Raw genomic sequence first — 14177 nt, 5'->3', positions numbered from 1 at the left:
CTCACGCCTCCCCCGCCTGGGCGAACGGCTCTCCGTGGACGTACCGGCCGAGTGCCGTGAGCGGGAAGACCTGCCGGTAGAGGTGGTAGTTGATGGAGAAGTCCCACGGGAAGCCGGTGCCGGTGAAGTAGGGCTCGTCCCAGGAGCCGTCCTCCCGCTGGGTGGCCGCGAGCCAGGCGATGCCCCGCTCGACCGCCTTGGAGTCCTTCTCGCCGGCGGCCAGCAGGGCCATCAGCGCCCAGGCCGTCTGCGAGGCGGTCGAGGCCCCACGGCCGCTCCACGCCTTGGCCTCCTTGTAGGAGCGCAAGTCCTCGCCCCAGCCGCCGTCGTCGTTCTGGACGGACTCCAGCCAGCCCACTGCCCGCCGGATCGCCGGGTGCGCGGCGGGGATGCCGGCGGCGGCGAGCGCGGGCACCACCGACCCGGTGCCGTAGACGTAGTTGACGCCCCAGCGCCCGAACCACGAGCCGTCCTGCTCCTGTTCGGCGAGCAGCCACTCGATGCCGCGCCGGGTGCGCGGATCGTGCGCGAGTCCCTCGACGGCCAGCATCTCCACCACATGGGCGGTGACATCGGCGGACGGCGGGTCGATGACCTCACCGAAGTCGCAGAACGGCAGCCGGTTGGGGAACGGGCTGGTGTTGTCGACGTCGAAGGCGCCCCAGGCACCGTTCTTCGACTGCATGCCGAGGTTCCAGCGCACCCCGCGCCCGATCGCGTTCTCCACCCGGTCCGGATCGTGGTGCCTGACGCGGCGCAGGGCGAGGACGACCTCCGCGGTGTCGTCGATGTCGGGGTAGTTGTCGTTGTGGAACTCGAACGCCCAGCCGCCCGGCGGCAGTTGGGGCCGCTTGACGGCCCAGTCCCCCGGCCGGACGATCTCCTCGCCGAGCATCCAGTCCGCGGCCTTGACGAGCTGCGGATGGTCGGCGGGCACTCCGGCGTCGGCGAGCGCGATGGTGGCGAGGCAGGTGTCCCACACCGGTGACTGGCAGGCCTCGATCATCCGGGACCCGTCCTCACGCCAGATGGCGAAACGGTCCAGGGACTCCAACCCCGCCCGCATGACCGGGTGTTCGAGGTCGTAGCCGACCAGATGGAGGGCGATGACCGAGTACACGGCCGGCGGCTGGATGCCGCCCCAGCAGCCGTCGTTCTCCTGCCGCTCGATGATCCAGCGGGCGGCGGTGCTCATGGCCGCCTTGCGCAGCCGGCGCGGCACGACCTTGCGCAGCTGGTGCAGCGCCTTGTCCAGACGTTGGAAGGCGCCGTCCCAACTCGCCGCCGGGGCAAGAGGGTTGGCCGGGTTGGGGTCGGCCGGGTCGGTGTGCAGTTCGTCGAGCGCGAAGGGGGCGGGCCGTACCGGCCGCTTCGCCGAGACGATCGTCAGCGGGACGATGGTCTGCCGGGCCCAGCAGCCGAAGTCGTAGATGTTGAGCGGCATCCACTTCGGGAAGTAGATGAGCTCGGGCGGGAGTTCGGGCAGGTCCTCCCACTTCCACCAGCCGAACAGGGCGAGCCAGATCCGGGTGAAGACGCGGGCGGAGGCGATGCCGCCCCGGGCCCGGATCCACTGCGACGCCCTCGCCATGTGCGGCTCGTCGGGTGCGTCACCGGCCAGCCGGAGGGCGACGTACGCCTCGATGGTGGTGGAGAGTTCGCCGGGTCCGCCGTAGAAGGAGGCCCAGGTGCCGTCCTCGCGCTGCTCGCCGCGGATGAACAGGCCGGCCGCATGGGTGGTGGACTCGTCGCGGATACCCAGGAACTGACGGAGCAGCAGGTCCTCGGCGTCCATGGTGACGTTGGTCTCCAGGTCGCCCTTCCACCAGCCCTGCGAGTCCTGGCGTGCGAGCAGGTACTCCGTGGCGCGTTGCACGGCGCGTACGGCGGCTTCTTGTACCCCGGCCGCCGCGGGGGTCTCGATGTCGGTTTCGCTGGCCGCGGCAGCCCGGGGCGGCAGGGCCCCGGTGCTTCCGTCGGTCGTCGCTGTCATGGCTTCCCCTTCGTGCAGTGTGCATGTGGTGCTCTGCTGTGGGTCCGCCGTCGGCCGGTGCTCGGTTTCCCGCGACACCGGCCGGCGACTACGCGAGGGCTATTCGACCGATAGTGATCATCTCTTTCGTACGACGACGAAGTCGGCGAGCGCGGTGAACCGGGCCCGCACCCGGTCGGGCATGTCGATGGCGTCGAGCGCCTCGACGGCGATGGTGTGCTGTCGGCGGGCCTCTCCGGCCGTCCAGTCCCGGCCGCCCGCCTCCTCGATGAGGGCGGCGCGGGCCGCGAACTCCTCCTCGGAGAAGTTCGCGAAGTCGCTGCTCTTGGCGTCCGCGGCGAGGATCTCGCCGAGCCGGTCGGAGGCGGAGCCGCCCGCCGCGAGCGCGGCCACGACCGGCAGGGACTTCTTGCGCTGGCGCAGGTCGCTCCAGGTCTGCTTGCCGGTGGAGACCGGGTCGCCCCAGATGCCGAGGAGGTCGTCGACGGCCTGGAAGGCGAGGCCGAGATGGTAGCCGTACCTCTCCAGGGTGTCGGCGGTGCGGTCGTCCGCGCCGCCGAGCACCGCGCCGATGGAGCTGGCGCAGGCCAGCAGGGCGCCGGTCTTGTTGCCCTCCATCTCCAGGCACTCCTCGACGCTGACGCGGTCGCGGTGCTCGTAGGAGATGTCCTGGGCCTGTCCGTCGATGAGGGCGCGGGTGGCGGAGGTGAGGCGCCGGGTGGCGCGGCCCGCCGCGACGGTGCCGAGTTCGAGGAGCACCTCGTTGGCCAGCGCGAACAAGGCGTCGCCGACGAGGATGGCCTGGGCCGGGCCGTGCACCTTCCAGACCGTGTCGCGGTGGCGGCGCTGCTCATCGCCGTCCATCAGGTCGTCGTGCAGCAGCGAGAAGTTGTGGACCAGCTCCACGGCGACGGCGCCGGGGACACCGACCTCGGGTGCGGCGCCGGTGACCTCGGCGGACAGCACCGCGAGTGCGGGGCGCACGGCCTTGCCGCCATCACCGGCGGTCGGGTTGCCCGCGGCGTCGATCCAGCCGAAGTGGTAGGCGGAAACGGTGTCCATGGGAGCGGCCAGGCGGTCGATCGCCGCCCTCAGTACCGGAGTGGCCAGGGTTCGGCCACGCTCCAGCAGCGCGGTCACGTCCACCGCCTCGGCAGCCGTCGAGGCCGGGGGCACAGTGGGCACAGTCTCTCCTCTTGTTGCGGTACCGGGGGTGCGGGGGCCTGCCGCGTGCTGATCGAGCATCAGGCCGCCTCCTCCATGTCGAAGAGGGGGCTGGGGCGGGGCCGGCCCAGGGCGCTCAGCGCGGCGTCCGCCGCACTCACACCACTGCGGACCGCACTCTCCATGGTCGCGGGCCACCCTGTGGCGGTCCACGCACCGGCCAGGTACAGGCCGGGGGCTCTGGTGCGGGCGCCGGGCCGCAGCCGTCCGACGCCGGGGGCGGGATCGAACGTCGCCGTCCGCTCCCTGGTCACGAAGAAGTCCCTCACCTCGGCACCGCGCGCGCCGGGCAGCAGCCGCTCCAGCTCCGGCAGATAGCGCTCGCGCAGCACGGCGACCGGCTCGTCGATCTCGTCCTGCGCGGCCGACTGGGACAGGGCCAGGTACTGCCCGTCCCTGAGCCCGGAGGCGTCGGTGCGGTCGAACACCCACTGCACCGGGGTGCCGAGGGCGGTGAAGAAGGGACGGTTCAGCACCTTGCGGTCGTACACGACGTGCACGTTGAGGATCGGCGCGGTGCCGATCGCGAGCAGCTGTTCGGGGGCGTCGAGGGCGCCGTCCGGCAGCAGGTCGTACGTCTCGCGCTGGGGTACGGCGAGGACGACCGCGTCCGCGCGCAGCGTCTCGCCGGGAACCTGAACGCTCCAAGTCCCGTTCTCGTCAGTAGAGATGGAGGTGACGCGTGTACGGACCTCGGTACGCACGCCCGCGGAGTCGAGCGCCTTGCGGGCGAGGCGGTCATGCAGTTCACCCAGCGGGACGCGCGCCCATCCGATGTCGGCCGCGCCCGGGTCGGACAGCAGACCGGTCTTGAACACCATCGCGGCGAGCCCCAGCGAGGCGTCGCCCGCGACCGCGTTGAGGGTGGCGACCCCCACCAGGTCCCACAGGGCCTCGACGGCACGCGCCGACTGACCGTGCGCGGTCAGCCAGCTGCCGAAACTCTGTGCGTCCAGGCTCGGATCGGCGAGGTCGAGCCCCTTGAGCGCGAGCGCGGCCCGGCCCACCTTGGCCCGTTCGGCGAGCGAGAGATGCGGATACGTGGCGAGGCTGCGCCCCAGATGCAGGGGCACCGGCAGCGCGTCGCGCCGCAGCCTGCCGAGCCGCCGTCCCTCGGGTTTGTCGACGTCGACCACGGGCACGTCGAGACGGTTCTGCAGCGGCGCCAGCGCGGTTGCCTCGATCCGGTCGAGGAACCAGCGGTAGGCGGTGCAGCAGCGCAGATAGACGTGCTGTCCGTTGTCGACGGTCAGCTCGCCGCGCTGGAAGGAGAAGGCGAGCCCGCCCAGGCGCGGCCGGCCTTCGAGCAGGGTGACGCGGACCCCCGCGTCGGCGAGGGCGAGCGCTGTGGTGATGCCGGCGAGTCCGCCGCCGATCACGACCGCGTCCCGCCCCGACTGAGTTCCGTCGGTCATCGTGCACCCTCCCCTGCCCGGCCGCCGTGGTGTTTGAACGGTGCACAGCCGACCGTTGCAGTCAGGGACGCGCTCCCTGAGCGGAGGGTTGCGTGCCACTTTTCCCCAGCGGCATCACCTTGGACCGAATTGTCCATCAAGCGCGCCTCCTGACGGTCCGCCGCGTCACATGCCGGGCGTCGAGGCCGGAGAGGCCGCGCACCGCGACGTACGCCTTCTCGCGTCCGGGCAGCGAGACCCGGCCGCGCAGCACCGCCTGGGGGTCGCGCTCGATACGGTCGAGGAGCCGGCGGTAGATGCCGGCCATGGCGGCGACACAGGCACCGCTGCGCCGGTCGAGCATGGGGAGCAGCCGGTAGCCCTCGGCGAAAAGGGCGCGGGCCCGGCGCACCTCGAAGTGCACCAGGCCCGCGAAGTCGGAGCCCTCCGGTGGCGTCGGCCCGCTGAACCCGGCCGAGCAGCCGAACTTCGCGAGGTCGTCGGCCGGCAGATAGGTGCGCCCGCCCTCGGCGTCCTCACGGACGTCCCGCAGGATGTTGGTGAGCTGGAGCGCGAGACCGAGCGTGTCGGCATACTCCGGCGCGCGCTCGACGCCGCGCGCCCCCTGTTCCGTACCGAACACACCGAGCGAGAGCCGCCCGATGGCGCCGGCGACACAGCGGCAGTAGACCTTCAGGTCGTCCCAGGTCTCATAGGTCTCGCCGCGTACGTCCATCAGGACGCCGTCGATGAGCTCGTCCAGGCCCCCCAACGGGATCGGGAAGGTCTCGGCGGCATGGGCGAGGGCCACCGCGACCGGGTCGGTGTCGTCCTCGTCGACCGCGCCCTCGCGGACCCGGGCCAGCATCGTCCGGGTGTCCTCGAGTCTGACGGCCTTCACATCGTGGTCCAGCGCGCCGTCGCCGATGTCGTCGACGCGGCGCGAGAACGCGTAGAGCGCGGACATCGCGCGACGCTTGGGCAGCGGCAGGAGCCTGATGCCGTACGCGAAGTTACGGGCCTGCTGTCCGGTGACGGCCTCGCAATAGCTGTAGGCGGCGAGTACCGGTGCGGACACATGCGGTTCGGCCTCCACGGTCCGGATCACCCCTCTCCTCGCAGAGTCACGCCCACCTCGCGCAGCAACTGGAGCTTGCCGGGCTTGGGCGGGCCGGGAAGTACGTCGTATTCGGCGGCGGCAATCGCGTGGATGGCCGCCCTTCCCCCCGCCACGAAACCCGCAAGCAGCAGCTTCAGCCTGCCGTGGACGCTACCCACCAGGGGGGCGCCTTCATTCAGGAGACCGCGGGCGCGTTGTGCTTCGTACGCGACCAGTGCGCGCACCGATGCGCCTGCGGTCTTCGTGGCGAGATCCGCCTCCTGGACATGGAACCGTTTCATGTCCTCGGCGGGCAGGTAGATGCGGTCGCGGCCGAGGTCCTCGGCGACGTCCTGGAGGTGTTCGACGATCTGCAGGGCCGTGCAGATCGCGTCCGAGTGCCGGATCCGCTCGGGGGTCGAGGTGCCGGTGACGCCGAGGACCAGGCGGCCCACGGGGTTGGCCGACAGCTCGCAGTAGGCGAGCAGATCGTCGTAGGTCTCGTACCGCTTGACCAGTTGGTCCTGGCGGTTGGCGGCGATCAGGCCGAGAAAGGGCCCGGGGGTGAGCGAGCAGCGGCGGACCGTCGGTCGGAGGCGGCGCAGCAGGGGGTGGCGGGGTTCTCCGGAGAAGACCCGCTCGAGGTCGGCCTCGAAGGCGTCCAGCAGGCGAAGCCGGTCCTCGGCGTCCTCGGCTGGCACGCCGAGCAGACGGGCGTCGGCGCCGCCGGGGGCGAGGTCACCGTCGCCGATGTCGTCGACAAGGCGGGCGAAGCCGTACACCGCCATGAGATCGGTGCGCCAGGCCCGGGGCAGGAAGAAGGGAGCCACGGGGAAGTTCTCACCCGCGGCCTTGTCCAGCGTGCCGCGCTCCGGATCCGGGGCGCGCCCCGTGTCGGTTCCCGTCACCGCGGACTGCCCGGAGCGGGGACGGCACATGCGTTGAGCTGGGGAGTTTCCGTAGCCATAGCCGTCACATCTCCCGTTCTACACCGCCGACCCAATACACACTATTTCGGACACGCCGCCCGGCCTTCCGCACAGCCGCTCCAACTGAAGGTGTCGGGCATTATCGCCCCACTTGCCGCGATTCGGGACCGGTACAGCTTACGTTGTACAACTCAACGTGGTGAGTCGGGGTGTCCTGCACATCACAAGAACACACCGATTGGCTTCAAGATTCCTACGCCGTACCGAAGTTGACGTTTCCTTTGCAGACGCCGGGCCCCGCCGGAGTAGTTCCGGCGGGGCCCTGCGAAGCGTCCTGGCCCCTGCGTCCAGGCCCGGGTGGACTACTTGCCCGTGAACTTCTCGTACTCCTTGAGGACCTCTTCGGTCGGGCCGTCCATGCGCAGCTCGCCGCGCTCCAGCCACAGGACCCGGTCGCAGGTGTCACGGATCGACTTGTTGTTGTGACTGACCAGGAACACCGTGCCGGCTTCCTTGCGCAGTTCACGGATGCGCGCCTCGGAGCGCTTCTGGAACTTGCGGTCGCCGGTCGCCAGGGCCTCGTCGATCATCAGGACGTCGTGGTCCTTGGCCGCGGCGATGGAGAAGCGCAGTCGGGCCGCCATGCCGGAGGAATAGGTGCGCATCGGGAGGGTGATGAAGTCGCCCTTCTCGTTGATGCCGGAGAAGTCGACGATCTCCTGGTAGCGCTCCTTGATCTGCTCCCGGGACATACCCATGGCGAGCCCGCCCAATATGACGTTCCGCTCGCCCGTGAGGTCGTTCATCAGGGCCGCGTTGACGCCGAGCAGCGAGGGCTGGCCGTCGGTGTAGACCTTGCCGCTCTCGGCGGGCAGCAGGCCGGCGATGGCGCGCAGCAGGGTCGACTTGCCGGAGCCGTTGGAGCCGATCAGCCCGATGGCCTCACCGCGGTAGGAGACGAAGGAGACGCCGCGCACGGCGTGCACCTTGCGCACACCCCGCTCCTCACCGCGCTTGACGATCCGGCTGAGCGCGGCGGTGGCGCTGCCCTTGCCGGACTTGGCGCCGTTGACGCGGTAGACGATGTGGAGGTCGTCCGCGATGACGGTGGGGCGGGGGTCCCGCTGCTGCTCAGCCACGGCCGTACCTCTCCTCGGCCTTCCAGAAGTAGACGAAGCCGCACGCACCGGCGAGCAGCGCCCAGCCGAGGGCGAAGAGCCACACGTGCGGGGGCAGGTACTCCGAGCCGTATCCGTCGATCATCGCGAAGCGGACCAGGTCCATGTAGATCGCGGCGGGGTTCCACTGCAGGACCTCGGTGACCCAGCCCGGCATGTCCTTGTCGGCGAGCATCGCCGGGATGCTGAACATGACGCCCGAGGCGTACATCCAGGTCCGCAGCACGAACGGCATCAGCTGGGCCAGGTCGGGGGTCTTGCTGCCCATGCGGGCGAAGATCAGCGCGAGGCCGGTGTTGAAGACGAAGTGCAGGACCAGCGCGGGCAGCACCAGCAGCCAGGACAGGCCGGGGTAGCTGCCGAACGCCACCATGACCACGACCAGCACGATCATCGAGTACAGCAGCTGCTGGAGCTGCTGGAGCGCGAACGAGATCGGCAGCGAGGCACGTGGGAAGTGCAGGGCACGGACCAGTCCGAGGTTGCCGGAGATGGCGCGTACGCCGGCGAGGACCGAGCTCTGCGTGAACGTGAAGACGAAGACGCCCGTGACCAGGAACGGCACATAGATGTCGTGCGGGATGCCCTTCCGGGCGCCCAGCAGCAGACCGAAGATGAAGAAGTACACGAGCGCGTTCAGCAGCGGCGTGGCCACCTGCCACAGCTGGCCGAGCTTGGCCTGGCTGTACTGGGCGGTCAGCTTCGCCCGCGAGAACGCGAGGATGAAGTGACGGCGGTCCCAGAGCTGGCGGACGTACTCGACGAGCGAGGGGCGGGCGCCGCTCACGGACAGCCCGTACTTGTCGGCGAGCTGTGCCGCCGTGAGGCCCTCGTCGGGCGACGGAGGCGCGGTCACCGCGACTCCGCCGTCATGCGTTGTCTCACTCACCAGTGGAAACTTTCGTCCTCGAGATGCGCAGCCTGTGCGGGCTGGGGGCATGAACCGGGGTCCTGGGCCGGGCCCGGCGGTGCTCTCAGTTTCGAGCTTGTCAGATGACCGGGGGCCGGCCCAGTCGGGTCAGCCGCCACACCGTACGCCACTTCATCGGCCTGCGGGGGCCGCAGCCGGTGCTCCACCCCTCCCGGAACCCGCCGAACCACGCCTTCAGCGCGGGCCGCGAGGGGCGGCGCAGCAGGGTGAGCAGCATCCAGACCCCGAGGTAGACCGGGACCAGGAGGGCGGGGAGGTTGCGGCGGGCGAGCCAGACGCGGTTGCGGGCGACCATGCGGTGGTAGACCGCGTGCCGCGAGGGCGCGGTCGTGGGGTGGTACAGCACCATGTCGGACCGGTAGTCGATCATCCAGCCCGCGTCGAGAGCCCGCCATGCCAGGTCGGTTTCCTCATGGGCGTAGAAGAATGCGTCCGGGAGACCGCCGACTTCGGCGAAGACCTTCGTCCGTACGGCGTTGGCGCCGCCGAGGAAGGTGGTGACCCGGGAGGAGCGCATCGGGTCGGCGGCGCGCAGGCGGGGGACGTGGCGGCGCTGGGTCTCGCCGGTGTCCGGGTCGGCGATGCGGAAACTGATGATGCCGAGCTCGGGGTCGGCCTCGAAGGCCTGGCGGCACAGCTCGGCGGTGTCGTGGTTCGCGAGCAGGCCGTCGTCGTCGAGGAAGAGCAGTATGTCGACGTCGCGGCCGCTGGGGCCGAAGGCCTCGATGCCGACGTTGCGGCCGCCGGGGATGCCGAGGTTCTCGGGCAGCTCGACCGTGCGGACGCCCTCGGGGACGTCCGGGACGGGCGAGCCGTTGCCGACGACGGCCACCTCGACGCGGTCGCCGTCCTGCTTGGCGACCGAGTCGAGCAGGGCCCGCAGTTCGTCGGGGCGGTTGCCCATGGTGATGATGACCGCGCCGACCTTCATGCCGCTCACTTCAGCCTGCTGGAGGCGAGGATGGACACGAGGTGCAGCAGGGTCTGGAGCAGCGCGATGCCCGCGAGTACCGCGACGCCGAGCCGGGTCCAGAAGAGGTCGCCGCGCATCTGGTCGACGATCGCCAGGACCAGGATCAGCAGGGACGCCTCGATGCCGAGGATCAGCCGGTGGAACTTCAGCAGGGCGGCGGCCTTGCGGGCCAGTGCCATGCCGGAGGAGCGCATCTCGGACGCCGATTCCTGGACCGGCGGCTTGCCGGTCTGGTGCCGGGCGACACCGACGAGGTCGGTCTCCGCCTTGATCAGGATGGCGCCGAGCGCGGCAAGGGTGCCCAGGAAGGCCCACAGCCAGTCGATCCGGCCGCTGCCCCACAGGTCGGCGGCGCGCAGACCGAAGCCCACCAGCACGGCGGCGTCGGTCAGGTAGGCGCCGACCCGGTCCAGGTAGACGCCGCCCAGCGAGTACTGCTTCTTCCAGCGGGCGATCTCGCCGTCGACGCAGTCAAGGAGCAGATACATCTGCACGCAGACCACACCGAGCACGGCCCCCCAGATCCCCGGCACGAGAAGTGCCGGGGCCGCCAGGACACCGAAGACGGTCATCAGGTACGTGAGCTGGTTGGGCGTGACCCTGGTGTTGACCAGGTAGCGGTCGATCCGCAGGGACACCTCGCGCATGTAGAGGCGCCCCATCCAGTGCTCACCGCTGCGCCGGTCCTTGACCCCTGCGGGGTGCACGACCGGACGGAGTTCAGCTACCGATGGTCTTGACATAGTCGACGTAGAGATCCTTGATCTGGTCGGGCTTGAGGTCGAGGTGTTCGAGGATCGTGTACCGGCCGGGCCGGGTCTCCGGAGCGAACTCCACGGCGCGGACGAACTCGTCCACGGTGAAGCCGATCTCCTCCGGCAGCACCGGCAGTCCGTGCCGGCGCAGCACGGAGGCCATGTGCGCCGACTCCTCGTGGGCACCTCGCAGGAACATCGCGAAGGTGGCGCCCAGTCCGCACTGTTCGCCGTGGGCGGCGGCGCGCTTGGGGAACAGCAGGTCGAAGGCGTGGTTGATCTCGTGGCAGGCGCCCGAGGAGGGGCGGGAGTCACCGGAGACCGACATGGCGATACCGCTGAGCACGAGCGCCTCGGCGAGCACCTGCAGGAAGTCCGTGTCCCCTATGCCGCCGGGGTGCCGCAGAACCGCCTCTCCGGCCTGGCGGGCGATCGCGGCGGCCAGGCCGTCGATCTTCTCGCCCTTGACGCGGTTGGCCAGCTCCCAGTCCGCGATCGCGGAGACGTTGGAGACGGCGTCGCCGATGCCGGCGCGCACGAAGCGGGCCGGGGCCTCGTGGATGACGTCGAGGTCGATGACGACCGCGATCGGGTTCGGCACACCGTACGAGCCGCGGCCCGCGTCGTTGTCGAGGGTCGCGACCGGGGAGCACAGGCCGTCGTGCGCGAGGTTCGTCGGTACGGCGACCAGCGGCAGGCCGACGCGCGCCGCGGCGAACTTGGCGCAGTCGATGATCTTGCCGCCGCCGAGGCCCACGACGGCGTCGTAGTGGCCGGCCTTTATGTCACTGGCCAGCTGTACGGCGTCGTCGAGGGTGCCGCCGCCGACCTCGTACCAGGTGGCGCCGGGGAGCGAGGGTTCCAGCCGCTGCCGCAGCCGGGCGCCGGAGCCGCCGCTGACGGCGACGGCGAGCCTGCCGGAGTGCGAGATGCGCTCGTCGGCGAGGACGCCCACCAGGTCGTCGAGGGCACCCGGGCGGATGTCGACGACGACCGGAGCGGGGATGAGCCGGGTCAGTAGAGGCACGCGATCTCCCGTCCGCGGGCGAGATCGTCGTGATTGTCGATCTCGACCCACTTGACGTCGCCGATCGGCGCCACGTCGATCTTGAAACCGCGGTTCACGAGCTCCTGGTAGCCGTGCTCGTAGAACTGCTGCGGGTCCGTCTCCCAGACCGTCTTCAGCGCGTCGGCCAGTTCGGCGGCGGCGGCGCCCTCGATCAGGGTGACACCGATGTACTCACCGGTGGCCTCGGCCGGGTCCATCAGCTTGGTGATCTTCTGGACGCCCTTGTCGGGGTCCACGACGACCTTCATCTCCTCGTCCGCGAGGGACTTCACGGCGTCCAGGGCGAGGATGATCCGCTTGCCCTCGCCGCGGGCGGCGAGCAGGGTCTTCTCGACGGAGACCGGGTGGACGGTGTCACCGTTGGCGAGAATCACGCCGTCCTTGAGGGCGTCACGGCCGCACCACAGGGAGTAGGCGTTGTTCCACTCCTCGGCCTTGTCGTTGTCGATGAGGGTGAGCTTGAGGCCGTACTTCGCCTCCAGCGCCGCCTTGCGCTCGTACACGGCTTCCTTGCGGTAGCCGACGATGATCGCGACCTCGGTCAGCCCGATCTCGGCGAAGTTGCCGAGAGTGAGGTCGAGAACCGTTGGTTCGCCCTCTATGCCCGCGGGGCCCACCGGCACCAGAGCCTTGGGAAGGCTGTCGGTGTAGGGGCGCAGACGCCGTCCGGCGCCGGCCGCCAGCACGAGGCCGATCATGCGGGTTCTCCTTCATCGTGTACGGCGGGCGCCCCGGAGGACACCCAGAAGCGGATGCTCTCGACGAGCACCAGCAGGGCGACGGCCACGGCGAGAGCCGTGAGCGCGACCGTGAACTGCGAGGCGGTGAGCGCGGCGGCCAGGACGGTGACGAGCAGCGTCCGCCCGTCGTGCCCCCCGATGGCGCGCACCAGCCAGGTCGGGGACGCGCCGGCGTTGCCGCGGATGCGGTACACCGTGTCGTAGTGATGGTAGGCGACAGCCGCCACCAGCCCGAAAGCCGCAGGAAGGGCTCCGTTCACGTCCGCTTCGGCTGCCAGGACCAGGACGGTGCAGTACTCGGCTGCCCGGAAGAACGGGGGGATCAACCAGTCGAGGGCGCCCTTGAGGGGGTGCGAGACGGCTTCGGCCGACAGCAGGACGTACAGCCCGGCGAGGAGGACCACCTGCCAGGCGGGGCCCCAGACCCAGGCCGCCAGGACCACGGCGACCGCGCCGGCGGCGGCGCTGAGCGGGGCGGTCCTGCGGACCGGGCCGGGCAGGAAGCGCGCGATCACTTCGGCCAGAGGCCCGCTGTCCGCGAGGTCCGCCAGGGCCTGTGCCGCGCGGTCCGTGCGCTGGGCCTTGCGGGTCAGCGATCGCAGCACCCGGCCCGCCGTGGTGTACGTGGCCGCGAAGGCGCAGCCGATGAGCAGTGCGTAGAAGGTGATCCGAGGAGTCGTGGCCGCCGTCAGGATCGCGATCATCGCCCAGCGCTCGCCGATCGGCAGCACGATCATCCGGCGGATCCACACCGTCCAGCCGACGCTGTCGAGCTTGTCGGAGAGCGCGGCGGTGGGGCTGGTGTTGGCCGTGGCGTCGTGGTTCGCCTCGTTGAAGGAGAAGTCGACGACGTGCCGGCAGGTCTGCAGGATCATCGCGCCGAGCGCCAGCGCCCAGACGTCGTCGCCGCCGCGTGCGGCTCCGAGGGCGAGGCCGGCGTAGTAGGCGTACTCCTTGGCCCGGTCGAAGGTGGCGTCGAGCCAGGCGCCGAGCGTGGAGTACTGCAGGGAGTAGCGGGCGATCTGGCCGTCGACGCAGTCCAGGACGAAGGACGCGATCAGCAGGACGCCTGCGGCGATGAAGCCGGCCCGGGTGCCGGTGGCCGCGCTGCCCGCCGCGATCAGGGCGGTGAGCAGGGAGGCGGTGGTGACCTGGTTCGGGGTCAGGCCCCGGCGGGCGCACCAGCGGGCGATGTAGCGGGAGTAGGGGCTGATGAAGTGGGTGGTGAAGAAGCCGTCGCGGGACTTCACGGCCGACTTCAGGCGTACGGCTTCGTCGTCGACGTCCGCGACGGCCTGCCGTGCCTCATTGCGGGCCTGCGGGTCGGCGGGCACGGCGGCGACCAGGCTGCCGAGCTCGGGGTGGTGGACACCGGCGTTCTCGGTGTCCAGCGCGGTGACGATGCGGTCGGCGAGGCTGTCGAGATCCCCCACGCTCAACTTCGTTCGCGCGGGGGCACCCCCACCCGCCGTACCGCCGCCGGCGCTGCTCTCCCGGGCCATCGCCCGGGTCAGGGTCTGCCGCCCGGCCGGCTGGGCGGTGACGGCGCCGGAGATCGCGGCGAGCGGGAAGCGGGGGTCGGTGAGGCCGAGGCGCAGGGCGTGCGGGTGGCCCACGAAGCGGGCGTCGACCACGGCGACCCGCTGGTCGCCCGGTACCTGGGCGAGGAGCGTCTCGGCGTCGGCGGCGTCCGAGGCGACCCGGACGTCGAAGCCGAGCGACCGCAGATCGCCCTCGATCGACGATCCGGGGACCGGCTGACCGGTGAGGATGGCGGTCGACAACCGAACTCACTCCCTGGGTGCCGACGCGGGGCGCCGGTCATCTGCATGGTGGGGGCGCCCCTCGGCGTGGCTCGGCGCGCCCGGGCGGCATGTCGGCAGAGGCTATCG

The 14177-nt window shown here is 70.7% G+C and carries 13 protein-coding genes; all 13 read right to left on the bottom strand.

What is annotated here, in order from left to right; translation table 11 throughout:
* Position 1 precedes the first annotated feature (1 nt).
* The 13 genes from shc to TN53_RS01095 all read right to left on the bottom strand — a co-directional run bounded on the left by shc (position 2) and on the right by TN53_RS01095 (position 14069).
* A complete protein-coding gene (shc, locus tag TN53_RS01150) occupies positions 2-1993 on the bottom strand; it encodes a squalene--hopene cyclase (RefSeq protein ID WP_046256355.1) in 1992 nt (663 codons plus the stop codon).
* A 117-nt stretch (positions 1994-2110) separates the two neighbouring features.
* Positions 2111-3238 carry a polyprenyl synthetase family protein gene (locus TN53_RS01145; RefSeq protein ID WP_095046223.1) on the bottom strand — a complete coding sequence of 376 codons (1128 nt, stop codon included), beginning with the start codon at positions 3236-3238 and terminating at the stop codon, positions 2111-2113.
* Positions 3238-4632: a hydroxysqualene dehydroxylase HpnE gene (gene hpnE / locus TN53_RS01140; RefSeq protein ID WP_046256353.1), complete on the bottom strand. Its 1395-nt coding sequence runs from the start codon at positions 4630-4632 to the stop codon at positions 3238-3240. Before hpnE ends, TN53_RS01145 begins: the two co-directional genes overlap by 1 nt.
* Positions 4629-4769 carry a DUF6380 family protein gene (locus TN53_RS48100; RefSeq protein ID WP_234441485.1) on the bottom strand — a complete coding sequence of 47 codons (141 nt, stop codon included), beginning with the start codon at positions 4767-4769 and terminating at the stop codon, positions 4629-4631. The genes hpnE and TN53_RS48100 overlap by 4 nt, the downstream gene beginning before the upstream one ends.
* Positions 4769-5719: a presqualene diphosphate synthase HpnD gene (gene hpnD, locus TN53_RS01135; RefSeq protein ID WP_046256352.1), complete on the bottom strand. Its 951-nt coding sequence runs from the start codon at positions 5717-5719 to the stop codon at positions 4769-4771. Before hpnD ends, TN53_RS48100 begins: the two co-directional genes overlap by 1 nt.
* Positions 5716-6618: a squalene synthase HpnC gene (gene hpnC, locus TN53_RS01130; protein WP_046256399.1), complete on the bottom strand. Its 903-nt coding sequence runs from the start codon at positions 6616-6618 to the stop codon at positions 5716-5718. Before hpnC ends, hpnD begins: the two co-directional genes overlap by 4 nt.
* Before the next feature lie 383 nt (positions 6619-7001).
* On the bottom strand, positions 7002-7778 hold the full coding sequence (locus TN53_RS01125; RefSeq protein ID WP_046256351.1) for an ABC transporter ATP-binding protein: 777 nt from the start codon (positions 7776-7778) through the stop codon (positions 7002-7004).
* Positions 7771-8706 carry an ABC transporter permease gene (locus TN53_RS01120; protein WP_046256350.1) on the bottom strand — a complete coding sequence of 312 codons (936 nt, stop codon included), beginning with the start codon at positions 8704-8706 and terminating at the stop codon, positions 7771-7773. Before TN53_RS01120 ends, TN53_RS01125 begins: the two co-directional genes overlap by 8 nt.
* A 100-nt stretch (positions 8707-8806) precedes the next feature.
* Positions 8807-9679 carry a glycosyltransferase family 2 protein gene (locus TN53_RS01115; RefSeq protein ID WP_046256349.1) on the bottom strand — a complete coding sequence of 291 codons (873 nt, stop codon included), beginning with the start codon at positions 9677-9679 and terminating at the stop codon, positions 8807-8809.
* A gap of 5 nt (positions 9680-9684) precedes the next feature.
* Positions 9685-10464 (bottom strand): CDP-alcohol phosphatidyltransferase family protein, encoded by a 780-nt coding sequence (locus TN53_RS01110; protein WP_199924484.1) that lies wholly within the window; start codon positions 10462-10464, stop codon positions 9685-9687.
* Positions 10442-11503, bottom strand: a complete 1062-nt coding sequence (locus TN53_RS01105; RefSeq protein ID WP_046256347.1) for an iron-containing alcohol dehydrogenase family protein — start codon at positions 11501-11503, stop codon at positions 10442-10444. Before TN53_RS01105 ends, TN53_RS01110 begins: the two co-directional genes overlap by 23 nt.
* A complete protein-coding gene (locus TN53_RS01100; RefSeq protein WP_046256346.1) occupies positions 11491-12243 on the bottom strand; it encodes a sugar phosphate nucleotidyltransferase in 753 nt (250 codons plus the stop codon). The genes TN53_RS01105 and TN53_RS01100 overlap by 13 nt, the downstream gene beginning before the upstream one ends.
* On the bottom strand, positions 12240-14069 hold the full coding sequence (locus TN53_RS01095; RefSeq protein WP_046256345.1) for a DUF5941 domain-containing protein: 1830 nt from the start codon (positions 14067-14069) through the stop codon (positions 12240-12242). The genes TN53_RS01100 and TN53_RS01095 overlap by 4 nt, the downstream gene beginning before the upstream one ends.
* Positions 14070-14177: the final 108 nt, after the last annotated feature.

Origin of the sequence: Streptomyces sp. WM6386 (assembly GCF_000972385.1) — a bacterium.
Taxonomy (GTDB): Bacteria; Actinomycetota; Actinomycetes; order Streptomycetales; family Streptomycetaceae; genus Streptomyces.
This window is presented reverse-complemented; position numbering and strand designations above follow the sequence as displayed.

Excerpts from the sequence above, each read along its gene's own strand:
- hpnE (WP_046256353.1), bottom strand. The coding sequence starts at position 4,632 with ATGACCGACGGAACTCAGTCGGGGCGGGACGCGGTCGTGATCGGCGGC.
- TN53_RS48100 (WP_234441485.1), bottom strand. The coding sequence starts at position 4,769 with ATGGACAATTCGGTCCAAGGTGATGCCGCTGGGGAAAAGTGGCACGCA.
- TN53_RS01110 (WP_199924484.1), bottom strand. The coding sequence starts at position 10,464 with ATGTCAAGACCATCGGTAGCTGAACTCCGTCCGGTCGTGCACCCCGCA.
- TN53_RS01145 (WP_095046223.1), bottom strand. The coding sequence starts at position 3,238 with ATGCTCGATCAGCACGCGGCAGGCCCCCGCACCCCCGGTACCGCAACA.
- shc (WP_046256355.1), bottom strand. The coding sequence starts at position 1,993 with ATGACAGCGACGACCGACGGAAGCACCGGGGCCCTGCCGCCCCGGGCT.
- TN53_RS01115 (WP_046256349.1), bottom strand. The coding sequence starts at position 9,679 with ATGAAGGTCGGCGCGGTCATCATCACCATGGGCAACCGCCCCGACGAA.
- TN53_RS01100 (WP_046256346.1), bottom strand. The coding sequence starts at position 12,243 with ATGATCGGCCTCGTGCTGGCGGCCGGCGCCGGACGGCGTCTGCGCCCC.